Origin of the sequence: Mobiluncus sp., from assembly GCF_034180645.1 — a bacterium.
Lineage (GTDB): Bacteria > Actinomycetota > Actinomycetes > Actinomycetales > Actinomycetaceae > Mobiluncus.
In genome coordinates this window covers 90,686-112,483 of the sequence record NZ_JAXFNY010000021.1, presented here as the reverse complement: position 1 = coordinate 112,483, position 21,798 = coordinate 90,686, and the positions used below count along the sequence as shown (strand labels likewise).

The following is a 21,798-nucleotide window of genomic DNA, read 5'->3' as shown; positions in this document are numbered from 1 at the left end:
TCAGGTTTTAGGCCGTTAGTGGTGCCGGGGAAATAGGAAATGCCATACCCGCCCCAGGGTGCGCAAAATCCGGCGAATTACGTATCTCCAGAGAACCCGCACAGTCCACAGGAAACCTACCATGATGGCGGGCAGGTAGCGGCTGCGCACCTTGATAGCAATATCCAAGCGGCGGTACGCGAAATCATAAACCGGCCAGTGCCGACGTTTGGCAATCCGGCGTAACTTCGGTTCGGGATTGACCACGCGGGGGTGTCCGACCAGGTTAAGGAGCTTTTCGTCGGACATGGAATCGGAATAGGCATAGCACTGTTTCAGGTCGTAGTCGTGTTCCCAAGACATTTCCAACACCGCTTTGGCTTTCATCGTGCCGTGCATCAAAGACTGCGGCATATTTCCGGTGTAGCGTCCCCACTCATCGACTTCCACCACCGTGCCTAGAGCCCCGGTCAAGCCCAAGCGGTGCGCCATAGATTGGGCGATTTCTCGCGGGGTGGCGGACACCAGCCAGACATCGTGCCCGGCATCGAGGTGCTTTTGGATAATGTCCAAAGCTCCCGGAAAGAGCCGTTCCTGCAGGAACCGGTCGTAGAGTTCCTCGCCGACCAGCACCAGATCCGACTCCAGTTTGCCTTCGATAATCTGCAGGGACCGCTTTTTCACCTGCTCCACGCGGCGGATGTTTTCCCCGAAAATGACATAAAGCAAGGCTTGGTGAGCAGCAAAAACAAAAAAATCCAGCCCGAAGTAGCCGCGGGAATACAAGTCCCGCGCCAGATACCAGGTCGAGGCACCGCGAATCAAGGTGCCATCGACATCAAAGAAAGCTGCGATTTTCGCCACGAATCAATCTTACTGAAGTGTTGTTCAGACGCCCAGAAAAACGTGCGCGGGCCCGGATACAACCCGAGCCCGCCGACGTCTACTTCTTGTTGCGACGCTGATGACGCGTCTTACGAAGCAACTTGCGGTGCTTCTTTTTCGCCATCCGCTTGCGACGCTTCTTAATAACGGAACCCACGCCGACCTCCTAAAATAACTGCTGCCGCCTAACACGCAGCAAATAACCACACAAGTTTACCTTTTTCAGACAACCTAGCCAAAATGAAAGAACTTCGCCCGTGGCAACGTCACAAACTATTGCGCGACGGCTTCGTCGTCGTTGCCAACCATCCAGTTTTCCAGGTTTGACGCGGAAAGCTCTTCGACAGCTTTCAAAGGCACTCGAAACGAACGCTTGACACGAACGGCGGGAAGGTCGCCAGCATGAACCATACGATAAACAGTCATCTTTGAGACCCTCAACAAATCCGCGACTTCCGCTACGGTGAGGAACCGTGGTGCCTGGTTCTGAGTCATTCCCGTCATCCTAAATTTGCCTAGACGCGCTACTGGAGCCACTTTAGTCTCACACTTAACACGCGTTACATACAGAAATATAGCGGTAATTTGCATAAAAGTGTTAGTTCTCAGCTCTCAATTTTCTCTAAATCCCCGAATTTCGCCGAAATTCCTCCTTTTTGAGGGGTTAGTATTCCGGTTTTAGCCTGCCAGAGGGTAACGTTGTAACCGAGTTTTCCTCACGTGGTTTCCGCCAGGATTCCACCGGGGCGGCGAAAGCTCCGCCAGAAAACAGCCGGAACATCTCTGTCGGGAAAAAGGAACGGGCGACCTTGAAGTTTTTTGCGAACCTGCGCGAGAAAAGCGGGAAGTGGTTTGATGAACTAGCCCGCCGCGCCCCCGCTCGCCTGACTCTGGCGGTGTTCCTCTCCATCATCGTCGTTCACACCGCCATCCTGTGCCTGCCGATTTCCACCCGCGATCCGAGTCGCGCCCGCTTCGTGGACGCGCTGTTCACCAGTACTTCAGCAGTGTGCGTGACCGGTTTGACGGTGGTGCCTACCGATACCTACTGGTCGCCGTTCGGTCTGGTGGTCATCATGCTCGGCGTAGAAATTGGGGGGCTCGGGGTCATGACCCTGGCCTCTATGCTGTCCCTGGCTGTTTCGCGCCACATCGGCCTGACCGCCCGCATCCTGGCTGCGGGGGAAAAGAAATCCTCCCTTGGGGAGGTCGGTTCGTTGGGGAAAATGGCGCTTTTGGTGTCGGTTTCGGTCGAATCGGTCATTGCCCTGATGCTTTTCCCCGAGTTCATCCGGCAAGACTACGGTGTCGGCATGTCGGCCTGGTATGCGGTGTTCATGGCGGTCAGTGTGTTCAACAACGCAGGTTTCGTCATAGTGCCGGGCGGAGTGGAACAGTTCGTTAGCGACTTCGGCATCATCGGCCCGATGTGTCTGGGAGTTTTCATCGGAGCCATCGGTTTCCCGGTTTCCTTGGACTTAGCCCGCAACTGGCGGAGGCCGAAGCACTTGAGTTTGCACTCGAAACTGACCATCACCACCTACCTGGCGCTGGCCGTGGTCGGCGGCGGCATCACCGGGGCTATCGAGTGGGATAATCCGCGGACTCTGGGGGCTTTGGACTTGCCGGGCAAGCTACTGGCAGCTCTACTGGGTGCGTTTAATACCAGGTCATTAGGGATTTCCACGGTTGATGTGGGTTCTATGCACGAGGCGTCCTGGTTCGTTTCCTCCATCATGATGTTTATCGGAGGCGGTTCGGCTTCCACTGCCGGAGGCATCAAGGTTACGACTTTCGCGGTCATGGTTCTGGCGATTGCGGCAGAAGTGCGCGGCAATCGTGACATCGAGGCATTCGGGAGGCGTATCGGTCCCTCGACGGTGCGTCTAGCGGTGGCGGTTGTCGCCATGAGTTCTCTGGTCATAGGTTTGTCCACCGCCGGACTGCTGCTGTTGACGGACTTGCCATTGTCAGAAGCCCTTTTTGAAGTCAACAGTGCATTCGGGACTGTCGGTCTGTCTACCGGCATCACCGGTTCCTTACCGGATTCAGGAAAATTTTTGCTCTCCCTGCTGATGTTTACCGGCAGGGTGGGTTCCATGACTTTCGGTGCCGCCCTCGCCATGCGAAACCGCCGCCGGGTGATACGTTTCCCCGAAGAAGCCCCCAATATCGGATAGTTCATAGCGGGAGTTCAACGAAATGGCGGTAACGAATTGGGCCTTCCCCAATCTGGAGGCGAAACCGGGGGCGTGGCGCCGGTACTGGGTGGTGCTGGTGGCTTTCCCCAATCTGTATCGGGAAATCTTCGCGGGTTCGACCCTGGAATCATTTTGTTTAGGGATGGCCGACGACCCTTTGCGCCGCAAACTGCTGGACTCCTATATGCGGGCGCGGGCTCGGAAGGAAAAGCATGCCCTTAAGGCGTTGCAAAACGGTACTGATGTGCGCGATATTCCCGGTGCTGACAAGGCCATTGAAGCGTTTAAAACCCGGTTTGATGAGCTCAATCAGGAAAATGCTCAGGGCCTGTCAGAGCAAAAGCTGCCCCTGCTGGTCGAACGGCTCTCCGCTGCTGTGTGTGACTACACATTTTGCGAGGATATGCACCCGCGAATCGCGGACCGAGTCATCGGGCCGAGCGGCCGAAATGATGCGGATAATCTGGCGCAGCAGTGGCTGGAGTTTCCCCTGTTAAAGTACCTCAAACAGCGTTTTCACCCCCTAGCGCATCATTTGCGGTTTGATTCTTTGGATGCCGTGACGCTGCGCCAGCCTTCCGATTCCAGCGCCGTGCAGCGGACTGCCGGACATCTGCCGCGTTACGGGGCACCTCACGGGGGGACGAATCCCCACACTTTTCCTTACGTGACGAGTTTCATCGGTCCGGTTCCCCCGATTCCCGATCCGACTTCCGGCTTGCACTTCCCACAAGCACCGCTGCTCCAGTTTGCCTGTACGCGTGACCTGTTTGACCCGGTGTGGGCGGCCAGTTCGGAACAGGCGCGCGAGATTCCGTTCCACTTTGATCAGATTCCGACCCTCAGCTTTGACCGGGTCTATCAAGTGAACACCCTAGAAAACTGGCGTGAACTGGTCAGACGCTACCCGTTGGAGTTCACTAACCTGGAGGTGCGCCAGGAGTTCCAACGCTTGAGCGGCAAAGACGCGGTGTTCCTGGGGGTCGATTGGGAGCGGGTTCGACAGGATTATGACGTGGTGTTTTTCGGGTTCACGGCGGTTTTGGACTGTGCTGATGTGGGTGTGGACATCGAGGCGAGTGAACTGGGGGAGCTGGCGCAATCATGTTCGGGGGTGCGCCTCACTGCGGTCATGTATCGGGTGGTGCCGGGTTCGACCTATTGGCTGAACCTCTAAAGTTCCCCTCAGGGGCGATTCGCGAAATCTTCGAGCAGTTTTCCGTCCCCTGACACGATAATCAGGTCATTGGCTGCCACTACCGTGTCCGGGCCGGCATATTCAAAGTGTTGTCCTGGTGAGATAACGCCGAGGATATTGACCCCGTAGCGGCGGCGCACATCGGATTCCAACAGGGTAAATCCCTGGATTTCTGCCGGCGGGCGCATCTTAACAATCGAGAAGCCTTCCCGATCCATCTCTACGTAGTCCAGCATCCTGCCATCAACCAGGTGCGCGGTACGCCTTCCGGCGTCAAATTCGGGGTAAATGACGTGGTGGGCGCCAATACGGCGCAGGATTTTGCCCTGTTCTCGGCTGATGGCTTTGGCCCAGATTTGTTCCATCCCCAAATCGACCAGGTTGGCCGTAATCAGCACCGAGGCTTCCAGAGCGCCAACCCCCACTACGGTGGACGAGAAATCTTTGGCACCCAACTGTTCCATAGCGTCCAGGCGGGTCGCGTCCGCTTCCACCACGGGAAAGAGCGGGGAAAAACGCTCGACTTGAGCCGGGTCGCTTTCGACTGCCAGAATTTCGCGATCCAAAGAATTCAGCGTCATCGCGACCGCGGATCCGAAACGGCCCAAGCCGATTACCAATGTTCCCGAGGATTTTTCCTTTTCAGCCACCCTCAAAGTTTACCTGTTCCAAGCCTTCCAGTTGGTTTTCTAGCGGGAATTTGGCGGGATTTGAGGAATTTTTGTCGCCGCGATGGCGAGGTGGTGGACCGCTCCCATGCGGTCTTTTGTCATGACAAAGTCGCCCGTTGTGGACACTGTGGACCTACCCAAGACCCGTTTAGGCAAAGAAATCCGTAAAGAACCTAATGAAGTCCAAAACCGGCCGATAGTTACGGTTGTCACCAAGGTCGCCGGCGACGGCGTCACTGGGTCAGAGACGATGACAATCCAAGGATGGGATGAAAATGAGCGAGCAACTCAGCGATACAGACAAGCTGCAGACACCTCAGATGTTTGCGGTAGCTGTGGCTTCCACGGCTGGTCGCAGTGCCTACGATAATGTCCCCGTTTTCCCCAAGGTTGTCGCTCCCAGCAACGTGAATCGGGCGGATGGCGAGGCTCGGGCCTTTAAATCTGGCACCCTCGCTGAAGCGGTAAACAGGCTGGTCGGTCGCCCTTCCTTTAATGTTCCCGCTTCGGGAATCGTGGGGATTCTCAGCTCCCGCACGGTGGCTAACCAGGGCTTTGCTGCCTAGTTTGCGGGGTTTGGAAATCATTCTTTTTTCTTCATGATGTTCTCCTTTCGGGGCAAGGCGTCCGGGATTTTTTCCGGACGCCTTGCCTTTTCTGGGTTTGGTGGCGCTTTCTGCCGGCCGTGTTGCGAGTGGTGTGTTGCTAATTCGCGATTAAATCGGGGTAGGTGGCCATATAGACCAGCAACCCCGATTTAATCGCAAATTTGGATCGCGCAGTCCCTTATTGTGTTCCGGGAATAAAACCGCTCTTTCAGAAGTTGAGTTAGATAGACTCAAGTTTTACAGTCTCAGGTAGACAAGGAAAATCACCTGAGCTAAAATTGAGTCGTTAGAACTCAAGATTCCTAGTTCTTGGGTTTGAAATGTAAAGAATACGAACACACACAAAGAAAAAGGGAAGAAACACAATGGCGAAAGCAGTAGGCATCGACTTGGGAACCACAAACTCGGCTCTGGCAGTTTTGGAAGGTGGTGAACCCACGATTATCGCCAACGCTGAGGGGATGCGCACCACGCCTTCCGTGGTGGCGTTCTCAAAGACGGGCGAAGTCCTGGTGGGCGAAGTCGCCAAGCGCCAGGCAGTCACGAATGTGGACCGCACCGTTTCTTCGGTGAAGCGCCATATGGGCACCGACTGGAAGGTCGCCATCGACGACAAGGAATACACTCCGCAGGAGATTTCGGCTCGTATCCTGAGCAAGCTAAAGCAGGACGCCGAAGCCTACCTGGGTGAAAGCGTGGAATCCGCGGTCATTACCGTTCCGGCATACTTCAACGACTCGCAGCGTACCGCGACTCAGGAAGCTGGTCAGATTGCGGGACTAAAGGTGCTGCGCATCATCAACGAACCGACCGCGGCGGCGCTGGCCTACGGCCTGGAAAAGGGCCGGGAGGACGAGCTAATCCTGGTATTCGACCTGGGTGGCGGTACCTTCGACGTGTCCCTGCTGGAAGTCGGCAAGGACGATGATGGGTTTTCCACCATTCAGGTGCGCGCCACCAACGGCGATAACAAGCTGGGTGGTGACGACTGGGACCAGCGCGTCGTAGATTGGCTGGTTGACCAGGTTAAGACTAAGGATGGCGTGGATTTGTCCAAGGATAAAATCGCGCTGCAGCGTCTGCGTGACGCCGCTGAACAGGCCAAAAAGGAACTGTCCAGCGCGATGAGCACGAACATCAACCTGCAGTACCTGTCCATGAGTGAAAACGGCCCGATTCACCTGGACGAAAAGCTCACGCGAGCCAAGTTCGAGGAAATGACCGAGGACCTGCTCAATCGCTGCAAAAACCCGTTCAACGCGGTCGTCAAGGACGCCGGCATCAAGCTCAGCGAAATCGACCACGTGGTGATGGTCGGTGGCTCCACCCGGATGCCCGCCGTAACCGAGCTGGTCAAGGAGCTGACCGGCGGCCGCGAGCCGAACAAGGGTGTGAACCCCGACGAGGTCGTGGCGGTGGGGGCAGCTCTCCAGGCGGGCGTGATTGAAGGCGACCGCAAGGACGTTCTGCTCATTGACGTGACCCCCTTGAGCCTGGGTATCGAAACCAAGGGCGGCATTATGACTCCGCTGATTGAGCGCAACACCGCCATTCCGACCAAGCACTCCGAGGTCTTTTCGACCGCTGAGGACAATCAGCCTTCCGTGCTGATTCAGGTCTACCAAGGGGAACGTCAGTTCGCCCGCGACAACAAGCCGCTGGGAACTTTTGAACTGACCGGGATTGCTCCGGCACCGCGCGGATTGCCGCAAATCGAGGTTACCTTCGACATTGATGCCAACGGTATCGTTCATGTCTCGGCAAAGGACCGCGGCACCGGTCAGGAGCAGTCCATGACCATCACCGGCGGATCGTCCCTGCCGAAGGACGAAATCGACCGCATGATTAAGGAAGCCGAAGCTCACGCTGCCGAAGATAAGCAGCGCCGCGACGAAGCCGAGGTGCGTAACGACGCTGAACAGGCCGTTTACCGCATTGAGAAACTGCTGAAGGATAACGCTGAAAAGCTGCCTGAGGACGTGGTGGCTCCGGTGAAGGAATCTTTGGAACACCTTAAGAAGGCTAACGAAGGTGAGGACATCGAGGCTATCAAGACAGCGATGAGCGAACTGGAGGAAAAGGCCCAGGCTATCGGTCAGGCTCTCTACGCCCACGCGCAGGAAAACGAGTCGGCACCGGCGGATGGGGCCGCGGCTGACGCCAACACCGCCTCCAACGATGATGACGACGTGATTGACGCCGAAGTTATCGATGAAGACGATGAGGGCGGTAACAAGTGAGCGAAGATAAACTCAGTCAAGAAGCCCGCAAGGCTTATGCCGAAGCCCAAAAGGACTTCGATAAAGCCGCTGCTCACGAAGCCGAAAAGGCCAGTGAGGCACAGAAGTCTGCGGAGACTGAGGCCAAAGCCAAGTCGGGCTCCAAGAAAGGCAAGAAGGCGAAATCCGCAGCGGACCATTCCGCGCCAAGCCACGCTTCCCCCGGTGACTCTGCTGGTCACGAGGCCGGGGGGGCAGCTCAGGCGGGCGACAAACCCGCCTCGGGCGAAGCGGATGAACTGACCAGCGAGCTGGCTCAGGCTCAAGAGGACCGCATCGCGGTTCTGAACCAGGAGCTGGCTCAGGTCAAGGACGATTTGGCGCGGGCGCGGGCGGATTTGTATAACCTCCAGCAGGAGTACAGCAACTACGCCAAACGAACCAAGGCGGAGATTCCCCAACAGCAGGAAGCCGGGGTTGCCTCGGTGGTCAATGCCCTGATGGGCGTGTTGGATGACATCGATTTGGCTCGCCAGCACGGGGATCTGGAAGGTCCATTTGGTGCGGTGGCGACGAAATTGGAATCCGCGTTACAGACCCGGTTTAAAGTCAAGCGCTACGGGGCGGTCGGGGACACCTTCGATCCAAATCTGCACCAGGCCATTCAAATGGCACCGGGTTCAGAGGACGATGGGGAACACGTCATCGACGCGGTGGCGCAGCCGGGCTACCTGATGGGTGAACGGGTCCTGCGCGCTGCCATGGTGGTGGTGGGAGTTGAGAAAAGCTCCTCTCCCGACCAACCTTCTGAGGCGTGAATCGTGAACCAAGAAAATGGAAAGGGGGTAAGCGATGGGCACCAATGATTGGATTGATAAGGATTATTACGCGGTCCTGGGAGTATCGAAGGGCGTGACGGATAAAGACCTGAAAAAGGCCTATCGCAAGCTCGCGCGTCAATATCACCCAGACCAGAATCCCGGCGATAAAGCTGCCGAGGAAAAATTCAAAGAAATCGGTGAGGCATACTCGGTTCTCTCCGATTCTGAACAGCGTCAGAAGTACGATGCCTTGCGGGCTATGGCCTCTGGCGGTCCCCGGTTTCGGGCCGGGGGTTCCCGTCACGGTTCCGCCTCCGATTTCGAGGACGTGTTTTCGGCGATGTTTTCCGGCGGCTACGGCGGGGGCAGTACCACTTATGGTGGTGCAACCGGGCCGGATTTGAGCGATATCCTCAACACGTTCACCCGCTACGCGGATAGCGCTGACGGAGCGGGTCCGGGTGCGTCCTACACCGGTTTTGGGCAGGGTTTTTCCGGTTATCCGGGAGGAGCCCGGCCCGCGGCTGAGCCTAGTTATGGTGCCGGGGCGCCCAATGCGGGGGCACGTAAGTTCGCCTTCCGCGCGCAAGACGGTGCTGACCTCACGGCTTCCACGAAGCTGACCTTTAAACAGGCTTATAACGGCGCCACCATTCGCCTCAAGTTGCACGGTGAGGTAATTAGTGTGCGGATTCCTCCGGGGGTTCGGGACGGGCAAAAGATTCGTCTGAAAGGCAAGGGCAAGCCGGGCGTCAACGGTGGTAAACCGGGCAACCTGGTGGTGACCTGCAGCGTTTCCCCGCATCCTTTCCTGCAGTTGGACGGGACGGATTTGCTGTTTACCCTGCCGATTACCTTTGCGGAGGCCGTCAACGGGGCGCTCATTGAAGTGCCGCTGCCGGACGGCACGACTGTCAAAGTTAATGTACCGAGTGGTACACAATCGGGTGAGGAAATCCGTATTCCCGGATATGGCCTGCACACGAAGAAAGGCCGGGGGAGTCTGCGCCTGACGGTGCAGGTCGCCGTTCCGCAAAAGCTCTCGCGAGCTGCCAAGAAAGCCGTCGATGATTTCGCGGCGGCGACTCGCAGCGCTGATCCGCGTGCCGAGTTGGATCGGAAGGTCGCGCTTTAGGAGGTGTCATGAGCCTAATCGATGAGATGAACGCGGCTCTGTCGCTACTGTATTCCAACAATCGGCGGCTGGTCGAGACGATTCTGACCAAAGAATTCGGTGGGGCTCGAGGCGCTGGGGGCCTCAGCGAGGTGGAGGCTCAGCAGGTTTGGGTTAAACCCCGATTCCGGGTGTCTCAGGCCGCCGAACTGATGAGTATCCACCCGCAGACCCTGCGTCAATATGACCGGATGGGTCTGGTGGTTCCGGGACGCACCGGCGGGGGTGGGCGGCGCTACTCGCTGCGGGACTTGGCTCGGCTTCACCAGGTGCAAACCTTGTCTCAAGGGGAGGGTGTGAACCTGGAGGGGGTTCGGCGCATCATGGCTCTGCAACGGCGCGTGGATGAACTCGAAGCGGAAAACGCGGCGCTCGCTCTGGCGGCCAACCGGCAGAACCGGGTCTTTGCCGCCTCCTCCAGCGGTGAAGTCACCAAACTGAACCGCGGGCAGCGTCCCGAAAAAACCCAATCACTCGGTTTCCCTCTGGAAATGTCCTCCCAGTCGGGTGCCCTGGTGGTGTGGGGTCAATAGGGGCGTGGGAGTGAATGGCTTTGCTTGGTTATCCCGCACTTTTGGTTAAATACCGCGGGGGCGCCGGTATCCCCAGCGTCCCCCGGAATAATCCTCTTAATCAGGGATTACAAAGCCAACATTCGAGGCCTTACTTGCCGCCCAACTTGTCATCAGCAGCATTGCGGGCAGCATCAATCTTGTCCGCGAACTTGCCGCCGGTCGCCTTATTGGCAGCGCCGGCAATGTCGTCCAAAACCTTGTCGGTCTTTTCCTCGGAAGTTACCGCGTCCTTGGCGGCGTCCACCGCGTCTTTGGCCTTATCGCCCAAATCCGCGGCAATACCCTTGGCCTTGTCGCCCAAGTCCTTAGCTTTACCAGTCAAATCTTCCAAACCCATGAGAACTCCTTCTTGTTTAAAAATTGAAATTGGTAATTCTTTTCTATCAGACTTCACCGGAGCACGGAAGGGAATTTACCTAATTACGCAGAGAGTGAAAACCCAGATTTTACTTTTTTATCGCGGAATGCGACGCCCGCAACTGCTGTTTATATAAGTGCCGAATGGCGAAAGGGAATGATATCTATGGACCAAAAATTTACGACCAAGTCTCAGGAGGCTCTGGCGACGGCACTGCGTACCGCGGGGGCGGCTGGCAACGCCATGCTGGAACCGATACACCTGTTGTCTGCGTTGCTGGAGGACCGCGAGGGGATTGCTTTCGAGGTCCTCAGCAGTGTGGCCGATGCCGACGCAATCGGCCGGGAAGTGCGCCGTGAACTTGTGTCTTTGCCGGGAGCGACCGGCGAATCCGTGGCGGAACCGCAGCCTTCCCAGGCTATGTTAAATGTTATCAGTGCGGCTGGCACGAAAGCCCAAGAGCGGGGCGATGATTACGTTTCTACCGAACACTTGCTGTTGGGGTTGGCGGACAACGAAGGCAAAGCCGGCAAGATTCTGCGCGATGCGGGAGCGAGCGACAAAAAACTGCGCCAAGCCATTAAAAAGGTTCGCGGAGACGCCAAAGTGACCTCCCCGAACCCCGAAGCCACGTTTAAGGCGCTGGAAAAATACGGTGACGACCTGACCCAGCGGGCTATGGACGGTAAACTCGACCCGGTCATTGGGCGCGACGCCGAAATTCGACGCGTTATCCAGGTATTGAGCCGGCGCACGAAGAACAACCCGGTGCTCATCGGGGAACCCGGCGTGGGTAAAACCGCCGTGGTGGAAGGCTTAGCGCAGCGTATCGTGGCGGGAGATGTGCCGGATTCCTTAAAGCACAAGCACCTCATTGCCCTCGATTTGGCGGCGATGGTGGCGGGGGCGCAATACCGTGGCCAGTTTGAGGAACGCCTTAAGGCGGTACTGGAAGAAATTAAGAACGCCGAGGGCGAAGTGGTGACCTTCATTGACGAGCTTCACACCGTGGTCGGGGCGGGAGCCAGCGGAGGTTCGATGGATGCCTCGAATATGCTGAAACCCATGTTGGCGCGCGGTGAGTTGCGCCTGGTGGGGGCCACAACTTTGGACGAATACCGCGAACACATCGAAAAGGATCCGGCTTTGGAACGCCGGTTCCAAACCGTGTTCGTGGGGGAGCCCAGCGTGGAGGACACCGTCGCGATTTTGCGCGGCATTGCCCCGAAATATGAAGCCCATCACAAGGTGACTATCGCGGACGGGGCATTGGTGGCGGCCGCGCAGCTTTCTAATCGCTATATTTCCGGGCGTCAGCTGCCTGATAAGGCTATCGACTTGATTGACGAGGCGGCGTCGAGGCTGCGGATGGAACTGGATTCCTCCCCGGAGGAAATCGATTCTCTGCGCCGCGAAGTTGAGCGGGTCAATATGGAACTGTCTTATTTGAACGCCTCCGACCCGGATCGCTCCGATCCGGCGACCGCGGGGCGGGTGGCGCAACTGCAGGCCAGCTTGGATGAGAAGCAGGCTCATCTGGACCGGCTGAACCTGCGGTGGGAAGCCGAAAAGGCCGGTCACAACCGGGTCGGTGAACTGCGTGTGAAGTTGGACGAACTGAATACGGCTTTGGAACAAGCCATGCGCGAGGGGCGTTGGGAGGACGCAGGCCGTCTGCAAAATGGCGAAATTCCAGCGATTCAAGCCCAGATTGCGGCCGCGGAAGGTGACTCGCCGAGTGAGGGCTCGGCGGGGCAATCCTCCGTAGATTCCCCAGATTCTGTAACGGACAGTACAAAACTGGGTTCTGCGGACGTCAATGGAGCTGAGGACGGTCCCATGATTGCCGAGAAAGTCGATGCTGCCGAAATCGCGGAAGTGGTTGCGGCTTGGACGGGGATTCCGGTCGGTAAGCTGCTGCGGGGCGAATCTGAAAAGCTGCTGCACATGGAGGAATACCTGGGACAGCGTCTCATCGGGCAAAAGGCCGCGGTGAGGGCGGTGGCGAACGCGGTGCGCCGGGCGCGTGCCGGCGTGTCTGATCCGAATCGTCCCACGGGTTCTTTCCTGTTCCTCGGCCCCACCGGTGTGGGCAAGACCGAGCTGGCTAAAGCCCTGGCCGAGTTCCTATTTGACGACGAAAAGGCTTTGACCCGCATTGATATGAGTGAATACGGTGAGAAGCACTCGGTCGCGCGCCTGATTGGAGCCCCTCCGGGCTATGTCGGTTACGAGGAAGGCGGCCAGCTGACCGAAGCCGTGCGGCGGCGCCCCTACGGGGTGGTGCTGCTCGATGAGGTCGAAAAGGCACACCCGGATGTGTACGACATTTTGCTGCAGGTCTTGGACGATGGTCGTTTGACTGACGGCCAGGGTCGCACGGTTGATTTCCGCAACGTGATTCTGGTGCTGACCTCGAATCTGGGGTCCCAGTTCCTGATGGATCGCGCGGCTGACCATGCTGAGGCGCGCCGCCAGGTCTTGGATTTGGTGCGAGCCGCTTTCAAGCCGGAGTTCTTAAATCGTCTGGACGAAACCATCATGTTTGAGGCGCTTTCCACCGAGGACCTGGAACAGATTGTCGACATTCAGATTCACCAGCTGACGGCGCGCTTGGCGGAAACGCAGCTGACCCTCGAGGTCACCGAGGCGGCGCGGTCATGGCTGGCGGTAACCGGCTACGACCCGACTTACGGAGCGCGTCCGCTGCGCCGTCTGATACAGCGTGAAATCGGCGACCAGCTGGCGGAAAAGCTGCTGGCGGGCGATGTCGCGCCCGGTTCTACAGTGGTCGTGGATATTCCCGATTTCAGCCCCACCGATTTAATACAATCTGGGGATCTGAGTGAATTGACAGGACCAATGTCAGATCAATATCGGCTGGAGTTGCGGGTGAAAAACCCCCAATAATCCGATAAATTACCTGTTCAAGGCGGTGCAGATGCGATTTTGCGCCGCCTTGAGGTAATTTTTACCTGGAGACCGCGTCTCAAAACGTGGAAGTTTACCGGGTGGTAAGTTAGGATTAGATGTGAGTTTCCTGGCATTTTACTGGGAATATCTATTTGAAGTGTTGGTTTACCAGCGGGAGAGGTTATGGTTGCGGAAAAACGGGAGCGCGGCCCCTATCAATCGGGCTTAGCAAGGCGTGAAGCAATCCTGGACGCGGCTGTTGATTTACTCGCTGAGGTCGGTTATCACGGTATGTCTCTGCGTGACGTCGCCCGTCACGTAGGCATTTCGCATCCCGGGGTCATCTACCACTTTCCCTCCAAAGAGGCTCTCTTAATGAGCGTGGTGCAGCGCTACGAAACGCAGGTTGGTTTTGACCTGGATAATCTTGAAAAGTTAGACGCGTTGCCGGTTTTGGACACCCTGTTAGAGGTCACCTCACGCCTGAACGAAAATCCCATGATTATCGAAGTGGAATGCATGATGATGGTGGAAGCCTCGTCTGAGATTCATCCCGCCCATGATCATTACATGCGCCGCTCCGAACGTTTGCTTAGCGTTTTAAAGCGGGTTTGGTCTCGCCTACAGCAGGACGGCAAAGTCGCCGCCACCGAGGATCCGACTCATTTAGCGGAAATTCACGCCGCCGTCTATAGCGGAATCATGATTCATTGGCTTTATTACAGGGAATTCGATGCGGCGGAGGAACTGGCGCGTTATTTCCTCTCGGTGTTCCTGCCTGAGTATCAGGAGGAACTGCTGTTGCACTACCGGGAGTCCGGCTGGATTCAATAATTTGTATCGGTCGGTCAAAAACTGATGAGTGTAGCATTCGGGTCTCTCGAGGTGGCGCACCTGCCGGCACGCCGGGGTTTTAACTTTCCTTATGCCTTAGCGGTTTTGTCGCGTCAATCCAGCGGGAATGTCTACGTGTGGACAGCCGCTTCCGACCCGGCGGACCTCAACCGGCCTTTTCCCTGGATGTCGGTCACCAAGTTCTTGGTCGCAGTGGCATTTTGGCGTCAATCCCTGGCTGCGCCCGCGCTGTCTTTACATACCTTGGTCGGCTCCCCGGCGGCTCCGGAAGTGAAGCTGGTGGACTTGCTCTCGCACTGTTCCGGTCTGCCTTTTGATGCGCCGATGGCCGCGCCTGACCAACCTCGCCTGGGGGTAGAGTTCGGGATTGCTCGTCCCGATGCGCGCGCAATTGCGCCGTTTACCAAGCGAATCTACTCGAACTACAACTTCGAATTGGCCGGGGCGACAGCGGAAAAGGCCGTGGGGAAACCGTGGGCGGACTGGGTGCGAGAAATGGTCTTGGAACCTCTCGGAATGAACGGTACAGTTTTATCGCACTCTCCGGCGTGGGGTGCGGTGGGCCCGGTGAGCGACTTGGCGCGCCTGGCGGGGGAACTGTTAAGTCCCGAGGCGGGGATTCTCGGCTTTACCGAGAGTGACCTCGACGGGTTTTGCGCTCCGCAGCATCCCGGACTGCGCGGACTGCTGCCGGGATACGGACCGCAGAAGGACAATCTCTGGGCGACCGGGGTGGAGTTGCACGGCGTGAAGTCACCACACTATTTGCCGGTGTCTTTCCACCCGGAGGTCATCGGCCACTTCGGGCAGTCGGGGTCGTTCATTTGGGTGGACCGCGTGGCCGGGACGGCAGGCGCGTTCCTGGGTGCGCAAAAGTTCGGTCCGGTTCACAAGGCGCTGTGGCCCGACCTTAACGCCCAGATTCGCGAGCTTGCTCTCTTGGCGCAACAGTGAGGTGCGGGATTCTCGGGGTGCATCCTGGCGGACTACGAGTCTGCGGGGTTACGACCTGGTGGGACGTGGCGGATAGGTGCGCCGCCAAGCCCAGATACTGATGGCGGCCGCGTGGCCCACGTTTAGTGACCGGGTCGAACCATACTGCGTAATCTGTACTAATCGTTCCAAAACGTTTTGCATGGCAGGGGTCAGGCCCTGTGATTCCTCGCCGAAAACCATCAGGGTGCGCGGAGGCAGCACGACGGTTTCTAGCGGTTCGGCGCCGGGGAAATTATCCATCCCCACTAACGTGAATTCCTGCTGGTCGGCGTACGCCACCAGATTCCGTACCTCCGGGTGGTAGTGCAGGTGCAGGTAGCGGTCCGTAACCATTGCTCCGCGCCGGTTAAACCGCCGCCTGCCCACGATATGGACGTGGCGCACTCCCAGGCCGTTCGCGGTGCGGATGATGGATCCGGTATTGAAATCGTGACCCACGTTCTCAATCGCGATTTCCAGCGTGGGTTCCCCCGGTCCAGACTGTAACAATCGGTCCAAATCGTCCCTGATGGCTTCCTGCCTCCAATACCGGTAGTGGTCCGGCACATTGCGCGCGTCGCCGTCCCGCAGCAACTCCGGGTCATATTGGGGACCGACCGGCAGAGGCTGATTAGTCGGCCAAGGACCAACCCCCACCGTTCCAGGCGCTAACTCTGCCGGGTCTGAAGGACTATCCACCGGTTTATTGCTCTCATCCACGCTTTACACTTTATGCTTAAAGCGTGAAAAAGAATGATCCGCAGCTGACAAAACTCGCTGAACTTGTGAAAACCCTTTCCGTGGTCCACGGGAAAGTTACTCTGGCATCGGGCAAAGAATCGGACTTTTATGTCGATATGCGCCGCGCTACCTTGCACCACGAGGCCGCCCCGCTGATTGGCCATGTCATGCTGGATTTGCTGGAAGAAAATGGGTTCCCCGTTTCGGAAATCGACGCGGTGGGCGGGTTGACGATGGGCGCTGACCCGGTCGCCACGGCGATGCTGCACGCGGCGGCGGCCCGAGGCTTGAGCCTCGATGCCTTCGTGGTGCGTAAAGAAGCGAAAGACCACGGCATGAAACGCCAGATTGAAGGCCCGGAAGTGGCGGGTAAGCGTGTCGTCGTCCTGGAGGACACCTCGACCACCGGCGGTTCGCCCCTTCAAGCTGCCCAAGCCTTGAAGGATGCGGGCGCTGAAATCGTCGCTGTGGCGGTAGTGGTCGATCGCGCCACCGGGGCGAAAGAAAAAATCGAAGCCGCTGGATATCCCTACTTTGCCGCGCTCGGCCTTGCCGACCTGGGCTTAGCCTGACCAGCGTAACCCACTCGAGAAGGTAACCCGGGGGAACTATTGACCGGGGCTGCTATTGAACGAAAAAACAAGCGATAAATAACGGCGGGGGAACCGGAAAACCGATTCCCCCGCCTTTGAAATTCAGGCACTAAAAGGCGAAACCTCAGTATTTAAAGGTTTCGATTTGAGCGCGCAGGTCCTCGGCGCTGCCGGCTATGTCGCGCATCCGCTCGGACATCTTGCCGACCATTACGCCGGCTTGTGAGGATCCCTCGGCGATGTTTTGAATCGAACCGGCGATTTCCTGAGCGCCGTGAGCAGCCTCGGCTACGGAACGAGACATTTCGTTCGTGGTCGCGGTCTGTTCCTCGACGGCGGCCGCAATCGTCGTCTGGTAATCGTTGATGGAGGAAACAATGTCGCTGATTTCCTGAATCGCCTGGACTGCATCGTTGACATCACTTTGAATTGTTTCGATGCGTTTGCCGATTTCCTCAGTGGCGGCACCTGTTTCGCTGGCCAAATCCTTGACCTCACCGGCCACGACCGCGAATCCCTTACCGGCATCTCCGGCGCGGGCGGCCTCAATAGTAGCGTTTAGGGCCAGCAAGTTCGTTTGCTCAGCAATCGAGGTGATGGACTTGATGACTTCACCGATTTCCTGGGAGGACACGCCCAAACGGGAGACAACCTCGTTCGTGCGGGCGGCAGCCTTGGTGGCATCCTGGGCAACCCGGGCGGCTTCGTTGGCGTTGGAGGAAATTTCGCGGATGGAAGCACCCATTTCCTCAGCTCCGGCAGCAACGGAATCAATCGAGCTGGAAACCTGGGCTGCCTGGGCAGCTACGGTGCCGGCATCCTCGGCCGCTTTTTGAGCAGCGCTTGAAACCTCGACCGAATCCTTACCCAAGGCATCAGCTTTTTCAACCACCGAGTCAGCTGCATTATCAGCGGCACCGATGAGTTTACGCAAGGATGCCTTAGCGGAGCGAAGCTCCATGGTGGCTGCTCCCAGCTCATCGCGGCTGAGCACCTGGTCTTCCTGGGTGAGGTCGCCTTGGGCCACAACCTGCAGGGCTTCCTGGATGCGCTTGACTACATGCTCGGTCTTGCCGGCGTAAATCCAGCCGATAATGACACCGATAATGGCTACCACCAGGGCAATCAGGATTGAGGAAATAATTACTATGGTTCCTTGGGCGGAAATGTCGGCGGTCTTTTTTTGTACCATTGAGTCAAAATCTGCGCGCAACTGGTTGTAATCCTGAACGAAGTTCTTAATCAAGGTACGCGAACCTGTATCCGAGGTATCCCACAGCATCGTGGTATAGGCCGTCATGTCGTTCGGGTCTGCGACCGGAATCATCTTGTTCATGACGTGATTAATCCAGGTGTTATAGTCCGCCTTGTATTTCTCCCAAGACGGCAGTTGCTGCGGAACCCCGCGCGCCTCAGCCTCGCTAATCAACTTGTCCCGGTCGGCGTTGGCCTGTTGCAGCTGGGCGATTAGGTTGTCCAACTGTTCCTGGTTTTGAGCCGTGCCCACCATCGAGAACAGGATCCGGGCCCATTCCTGTGAATAGCGGAGTTGGTCTTCGAACCCGGTGCCGCGCAGGGTCGTCTCGGTCAAGGAAACCGAAGCGTTACGGTAAGAATTGACCCCTATCGCGGTGATGCCAGAAACGAGCAAGCCGCCCAGGGCAACGATAATCACGATTAAAAGGAACTTAAATTTCAGCCCCATGCCGGGCTTGAAATCACTTGGGGTGCCCTCGGCGGGGACTGGAGCTGCTGTAGTCTCGCTCATCTTTGTATAACCTTCTCTCCTAATGTGCGGGTTTAGCTGTGCAATCGCGCGAATCCAGTCTAGTTCCGCAAATGTTGAGCTGCGGTCGTTTTGGAGAAGTTTTTAACTGTAACTTATCTGTGCCTTAGCTCGCCTTAGGGCAAGTCGACGTGAACGACAAGCGCAACCCGGGGAGACTATTGAAAATACAAAATCCTGAAACTAACGGAAAAACGTGAGAAAAAGTGAAAGAATATAAGCGTCAAAAACGACTCAAATCATAACCCGAGAAGGAGATAACAGTGCCACTCGCAACCCCTGATGTTTACAAGGAAATGCTCAAGCGCGCCAAGGAAAACAAGTTCGCTTATCCTGCCGTCAACGTCACTTCATCCCAGACCCTGACAGCGGCCCTGCGCGGTTTTGCTGAGGCCGAATCTGACGGCATCATTCAGGTGTCCGTGGGCGGTGCGGAATACTGGTCTGGCTCAACGATTAAGGATCGCGTGGCGGGTTCGCTGGCTATGGCGGCTTATGTTCGTGAAGTTGCTCAGAATTACCCGGTTAACGTGGCGATTCACACCGACCACTGCACTGAGGACAAGCTGGCCTCTTGGACCGAAGCGCTCATCGACCTGGAGATTGAGGAAGTCAAGGCTGGCCGCCTGCCGTTCTATCAGTCCCACATGTTCGACGGTTCCTCCATTCCTCTGGAAAAGAACCTTGAGGTCGCCAAGCGTCTGCTGCCCAAGGCGGCTGCGGCCAAGACCATCCTCGAGGTGGAAATCGGCGTCGTCGGTGGCGAAGAAGACGGCGTTGTCGGGGAAATCAACGAAAAGCTCTACACCACCACCGAGGACGGCATTAAGACTGTCGAAGCGCTGGGCTTGGGCGAAAACGGCCAGTACCTGACCGCTTTGACCTTCGGCAACGTCCACGGTGTGTACAAGCCGGGCCACGTCAAGCTGCGTCCCGAACTCTTGGGCACCATTCAGGAGGAAGTCGGCGCGCACTTCAACGCCGGCAACCGCCCGTTCGACCTAGTGATGCACGGCGGCTCCGGCTCCTCTGCCGAGGAAATCGCCACCGCTGTGGCCAATGGCGTCATCAAGATGAACGTTGACACCGATACCCAGTATGCGTTCACTCGTCCGGTCGTGGACTTCATGATGAAGAACTACGAGGGCGTGCTGAAGGTTGACGGCGAAGTCGGCATTAAGAAGCAGTACGACCCGCGTGCTTGGGGCAAGGCGGCAGAAGCCGGGATGGCCGCGCGCGTCGTCGAGGCTTGCGAGCGTCTGGGTTCGGTCGGAACCAAGATGAAGTAAACCGCGTCTGTCTTACGGAGGGGAGCCCGCCTGGGTTCCCCTCCGTTTTTTTAGTTTGCGTTTCGTTTGGGTTCGGGGTTCAGCGCCCGGGAGAATAGGCGGGAGTTGAACAGGGCGCGCATCAGCCAGCGGGGAGCCAGGCGCGCGCCCGCCATCGCGATTTTGTACCGAACGGTCGGGGTGACCAGGACGCGGCGGTGGCGAGCTGCTTCGATGGCGGCTCTGACGACTGTTTCGGGGTCGACAAAGCCGTATTCGGGCCAGACCGAGGCGTTCATCTGGGCTGATTGGTGGAACTCGGTTTTCATTAGTCCCGGCGCCACGGCGGTGATGGATACGCCGGTGCCGCGCAGCTCGGTAGAAACAGCCTCGCTAAAGAACCGCACCCACGTCTTCATCGCCGCGTAGGTGCCCATAGCGGTGTAGGCAGTAGCGGAGGAAACATTGATGATAACCCCGCCGCCCGAGGCTTTCCCCAGCGCGGGCTGGCCGGTCAATTTTTGTAACAACCGTTCCACTTTGTCGGGTGTGCGGCGATGGGTACGCGACCCCATCGCTTGTGCTCCCTCAAACGTCAGCCGGCACAAGGCCCGCACCATCACCTCTAGAGCTTCGTCCTCGCGGTCCCACTTTCCGCCCACAAAAGTTTGCCCCAAACCAAAACCCGCGTTGTTGACCAGCACCGCGACCGGGCGGGAGTCGTCGCGCAGGCGGCGAATGACCGCATACTGACCGGCCTTGGTGGACAAATCTTCGACCAAAACTTCCGTTTCGACGCCTAGAGTGGTGTGAATCCGCTGCGCCAAAGCCTCCAAACGGTCTTGACGCCTGGCGACCAGTACGACGTTGAGCGGCTCGGCAGCCAATTGCCAGGCAAACTCCTCACCTAAACCGCTGGAAGCCCCCGTAATCAGCGCCCATTTCGCCACAAAAATCACCCAATCATTGCAATAAATTCTTCTATTGCATAACCTTATAAGTGAACGTTTGAGTTGCCAAAGCCGGCGCGTCCGGTAGTCTTTGCCGGTGTTCCGGCGTTGGGGTTCTGTCGCCTCCCCAGAATCTGGGGACCGAAGATAATTGAGGGGAACACATTGAAAAGCCAAACAGCTGACAAACTTGAAGCGATGATGGACGCGACTTTCGGCACGAAAGAGGACCGGGAAAAGGAAATCACCCCGGTCATGAAACCCATCAAGTACTGGCTGACCGACATGGACGGCGTCCTGGTGCATGAAACCAAGGCGATTCCAGGTGCGGCTGATTTCCTGCAAGCCCTGCGGGACAAGGGTCGGGAATACCTGGTTTTGACCAACAACTCCATCTTTACGCCTCGCGACCTCTCCGCACGTCTGGCGGCTTCCGGCCTGGAGGTTCCCGAAGAACGCATCTGGACTTCCGCGCTGGCCACCGCGTCTTTCCTGAAAACCCAGTCCCCGAAATCCAGCGCTTATGTGGTGGGCGAAGCCGGTTTGACCACCGCCCTGTACCAGGCGGGCTATGTTATGACTTCCACAGATCCGGAGTACGTGGTGTTGGGCGAGACGCGCTCGTATTCTTTCGACCAGATTGCCACGGCGGTGCAACTCATCAACAAGGGTGCCAAGTTTATCGCCACGAATCCTGACATGACCGGCCCCACCAAGGACGGCCCCATTCCTGCCACCGGCGCAATCGCCGCCATGATTACGGCCGCTACCGGCAAGAATCCGTACTTTATCGGCAAACCCAACCCGGTCATGTTCCGCACGGGATTGAACAAGATTGGCGCCCACTCCGAGGAAACTGCCATGATTGGCGACCGGATGGATACGGATATGTTGGCGGGGGTAGAGTCCGGCCTGTATACGTTCCTGGTGTTGACCGGTTCCACAGAACGCGAAGAAATCACTAATTTTTCTTATCGGCCTAACGAAGTCGTGGATTCGATTGCCGACATCATTGCCAGGGTGTGAAC

Annotated in this window: 21 protein-coding genes; 13 read left to right on the top strand and 8 right to left on the bottom strand. The window is 57.4% G+C overall.

Translation table 11 applies throughout. The features are described from left to right. Window positions 1-15: 15 nt before the first annotated feature. The 3 genes from SPI05_RS08515 to SPI05_RS08505 all read right to left on the bottom strand — a co-directional run bounded on the left by SPI05_RS08515 (window position 16) and on the right by SPI05_RS08505 (window position 1,359). Window positions 16-843 carry an HAD-IB family hydrolase gene (locus tag SPI05_RS08515; RefSeq protein WP_321077687.1) on the bottom strand — a complete coding sequence of 276 codons (828 nt, stop codon included), beginning with the start codon at window positions 841-843 and terminating at the stop codon, window positions 16-18. Window positions 844-922: 79 nt separating this feature from the next. Next, the gene (locus SPI05_RS08510; RefSeq protein WP_003792170.1) at window positions 923-1,021 is read right to left on the bottom strand and encodes a 30S ribosomal protein bS22; all 99 of its coding nucleotides are present in this window, start codon (window positions 1,019-1,021) and stop codon (window positions 923-925) included. A 116-nt stretch (window positions 1,022-1,137) separates the two neighbouring features. Then, on the bottom strand, window positions 1,138-1,359 hold the full coding sequence (locus tag SPI05_RS08505) for a helix-turn-helix domain-containing protein (protein ID WP_297589381.1): 222 nt from the start codon (window positions 1,357-1,359) through the stop codon (window positions 1,138-1,140). A gap of 314 nt (window positions 1,360-1,673) precedes the next feature. Here SPI05_RS08505 and SPI05_RS08500 point away from each other — a divergent pair, with 314 nt between their 5' ends. Continuing rightward, a complete protein-coding gene (locus tag SPI05_RS08500; RefSeq protein WP_321077686.1) occupies window positions 1,674-3,044 on the top strand; it encodes a TrkH family potassium uptake protein in 1,371 nt (456 codons plus the stop codon). A gap of 22 nt (window positions 3,045-3,066) precedes the next feature. Then, window positions 3,067-4,242, top strand: a complete 1,176-nt coding sequence (locus tag SPI05_RS08495; RefSeq protein ID WP_321077685.1) for a DNA mismatch repair protein MutL — start codon at window positions 3,067-3,069, stop codon at window positions 4,240-4,242. Window positions 4,243-4,250: 8 nt separating this feature from the next. Here SPI05_RS08495 and SPI05_RS08490 read toward each other — a convergent pair whose 3' ends face one another. Further along, complete coding sequence (locus tag SPI05_RS08490; protein ID WP_282922304.1) at window positions 4,251-4,913, bottom strand: potassium channel family protein; 663 nt, start codon at window positions 4,911-4,913, stop codon at window positions 4,251-4,253. Between the two features lie 296 nt (window positions 4,914-5,209). On the opposite strand from SPI05_RS08490, the gene SPI05_RS08485 reads away from it, so the two are divergent. The 5 genes from SPI05_RS08485 to SPI05_RS08465 all read left to right on the top strand — a co-directional run bounded on the left by SPI05_RS08485 (window position 5,210) and on the right by SPI05_RS08465 (window position 10,289). After that, window positions 5,210-5,500 carry a hypothetical protein gene (locus SPI05_RS08485; protein ID WP_321077684.1) on the top strand — a complete coding sequence of 97 codons (291 nt, stop codon included), beginning with the start codon at window positions 5,210-5,212 and terminating at the stop codon, window positions 5,498-5,500. A 407-nt stretch (window positions 5,501-5,907) separates the two neighbouring features. After that, window positions 5,908-7,782, top strand: coding sequence for a molecular chaperone DnaK (dnaK, locus tag SPI05_RS08480; RefSeq protein ID WP_321077683.1), 1,875 nt, complete (start codon window positions 5,908-5,910; stop codon window positions 7,780-7,782). Further along, window positions 7,779-8,579: a nucleotide exchange factor GrpE gene (locus SPI05_RS08475; protein WP_321077682.1), complete on the top strand. Its 801-nt coding sequence runs from the start codon at window positions 7,779-7,781 to the stop codon at window positions 8,577-8,579. The genes dnaK and SPI05_RS08475 overlap by 4 nt, the downstream gene beginning before the upstream one ends. A gap of 34 nt (window positions 8,580-8,613) precedes the next feature. After that, window positions 8,614-9,717 (top strand): J domain-containing protein, encoded by a 1,104-nt coding sequence (locus SPI05_RS08470; RefSeq protein ID WP_321077681.1) that lies wholly within the window; start codon window positions 8,614-8,616, stop codon window positions 9,715-9,717. Window positions 9,718-9,725: 8 nt separating this feature from the next. Next, complete coding sequence (locus tag SPI05_RS08465) at window positions 9,726-10,289, top strand: heat shock protein transcriptional repressor HspR (protein WP_282922299.1); 564 nt, start codon at window positions 9,726-9,728, stop codon at window positions 10,287-10,289. A gap of 130 nt (window positions 10,290-10,419) precedes the next feature. On the opposite strand, the gene SPI05_RS08460 is transcribed toward SPI05_RS08465, so the two are convergent. After that, on the bottom strand, window positions 10,420-10,668 hold the full coding sequence (locus SPI05_RS08460; protein ID WP_321077680.1) for an Rv0909 family putative TA system antitoxin: 249 nt from the start codon (window positions 10,666-10,668) through the stop codon (window positions 10,420-10,422). A gap of 186 nt (window positions 10,669-10,854) precedes the next feature. Between SPI05_RS08460 and SPI05_RS08455 the strand changes: the two genes are divergently transcribed. The 3 genes from SPI05_RS08455 (at window position 10,855) to SPI05_RS08445 (ending at window position 15,411) form a co-directional block, all read left to right on the top strand. Next, on the top strand, window positions 10,855-13,599 hold the full coding sequence (locus SPI05_RS08455; RefSeq protein ID WP_321077679.1) for an ATP-dependent Clp protease ATP-binding subunit: 2,745 nt from the start codon (window positions 10,855-10,857) through the stop codon (window positions 13,597-13,599). Window positions 13,600-13,785: 186 nt separating this feature from the next. Continuing rightward, on the top strand, window positions 13,786-14,436 hold the full coding sequence (locus SPI05_RS08450) for a TetR/AcrR family transcriptional regulator (protein WP_321077678.1): 651 nt from the start codon (window positions 13,786-13,788) through the stop codon (window positions 14,434-14,436). 24 nt (window positions 14,437-14,460) lie between these two features. Further along, the gene (locus tag SPI05_RS08445; RefSeq protein WP_321077677.1) at window positions 14,461-15,411 is read left to right on the top strand and encodes a serine hydrolase domain-containing protein; all 951 of its coding nucleotides are present in this window, start codon (window positions 14,461-14,463) and stop codon (window positions 15,409-15,411) included. A gap of 48 nt (window positions 15,412-15,459) precedes the next feature. Here the strand turns inward: SPI05_RS08445 and SPI05_RS08440 are convergent, their stop codons facing one another. Further along, the gene (locus SPI05_RS08440) at window positions 15,460-16,152 is read right to left on the bottom strand and encodes an RNA methyltransferase (RefSeq protein ID WP_321077676.1); all 693 of its coding nucleotides are present in this window, start codon (window positions 16,150-16,152) and stop codon (window positions 15,460-15,462) included. Between the two features lie 23 nt (window positions 16,153-16,175). On the opposite strand from SPI05_RS08440, the gene pyrE reads away from it, so the two are divergent. Next, window positions 16,176-16,745 carry an orotate phosphoribosyltransferase gene (gene pyrE / locus SPI05_RS08435; protein ID WP_295026191.1) on the top strand — a complete coding sequence of 190 codons (570 nt, stop codon included), beginning with the start codon at window positions 16,176-16,178 and terminating at the stop codon, window positions 16,743-16,745. A 145-nt stretch (window positions 16,746-16,890) separates the two neighbouring features. Here pyrE and SPI05_RS08430 read toward each other — a convergent pair whose 3' ends face one another. Further along, window positions 16,891-18,534, bottom strand: a complete 1,644-nt coding sequence (locus SPI05_RS08430) for a methyl-accepting chemotaxis protein (protein ID WP_321077675.1) — start codon at window positions 18,532-18,534, stop codon at window positions 16,891-16,893. Between the two features lie 281 nt (window positions 18,535-18,815). Here SPI05_RS08430 and fbaA point away from each other — a divergent pair, with 281 nt between their 5' ends. Continuing rightward, complete coding sequence (fbaA, locus tag SPI05_RS08425; RefSeq protein ID WP_321077674.1) at window positions 18,816-19,841, top strand: class II fructose-bisphosphate aldolase; 1,026 nt, start codon at window positions 18,816-18,818, stop codon at window positions 19,839-19,841. 50 nt (window positions 19,842-19,891) lie between these two features. Here fbaA and SPI05_RS08420 read toward each other — a convergent pair whose 3' ends face one another. Further along, a complete protein-coding gene (locus SPI05_RS08420; protein WP_321077673.1) occupies window positions 19,892-20,770 on the bottom strand; it encodes an SDR family NAD(P)-dependent oxidoreductase in 879 nt (292 codons plus the stop codon). Between the two features lie 198 nt (window positions 20,771-20,968). Here SPI05_RS08420 and SPI05_RS08415 point away from each other — a divergent pair, with 198 nt between their 5' ends. Further along, a complete protein-coding gene (locus SPI05_RS08415; protein ID WP_321077751.1) occupies window positions 20,969-21,796 on the top strand; it encodes an HAD-IIA family hydrolase in 828 nt (275 codons plus the stop codon). The last annotated feature ends 2 nt before the right edge of the window (window positions 21,797-21,798 follow it).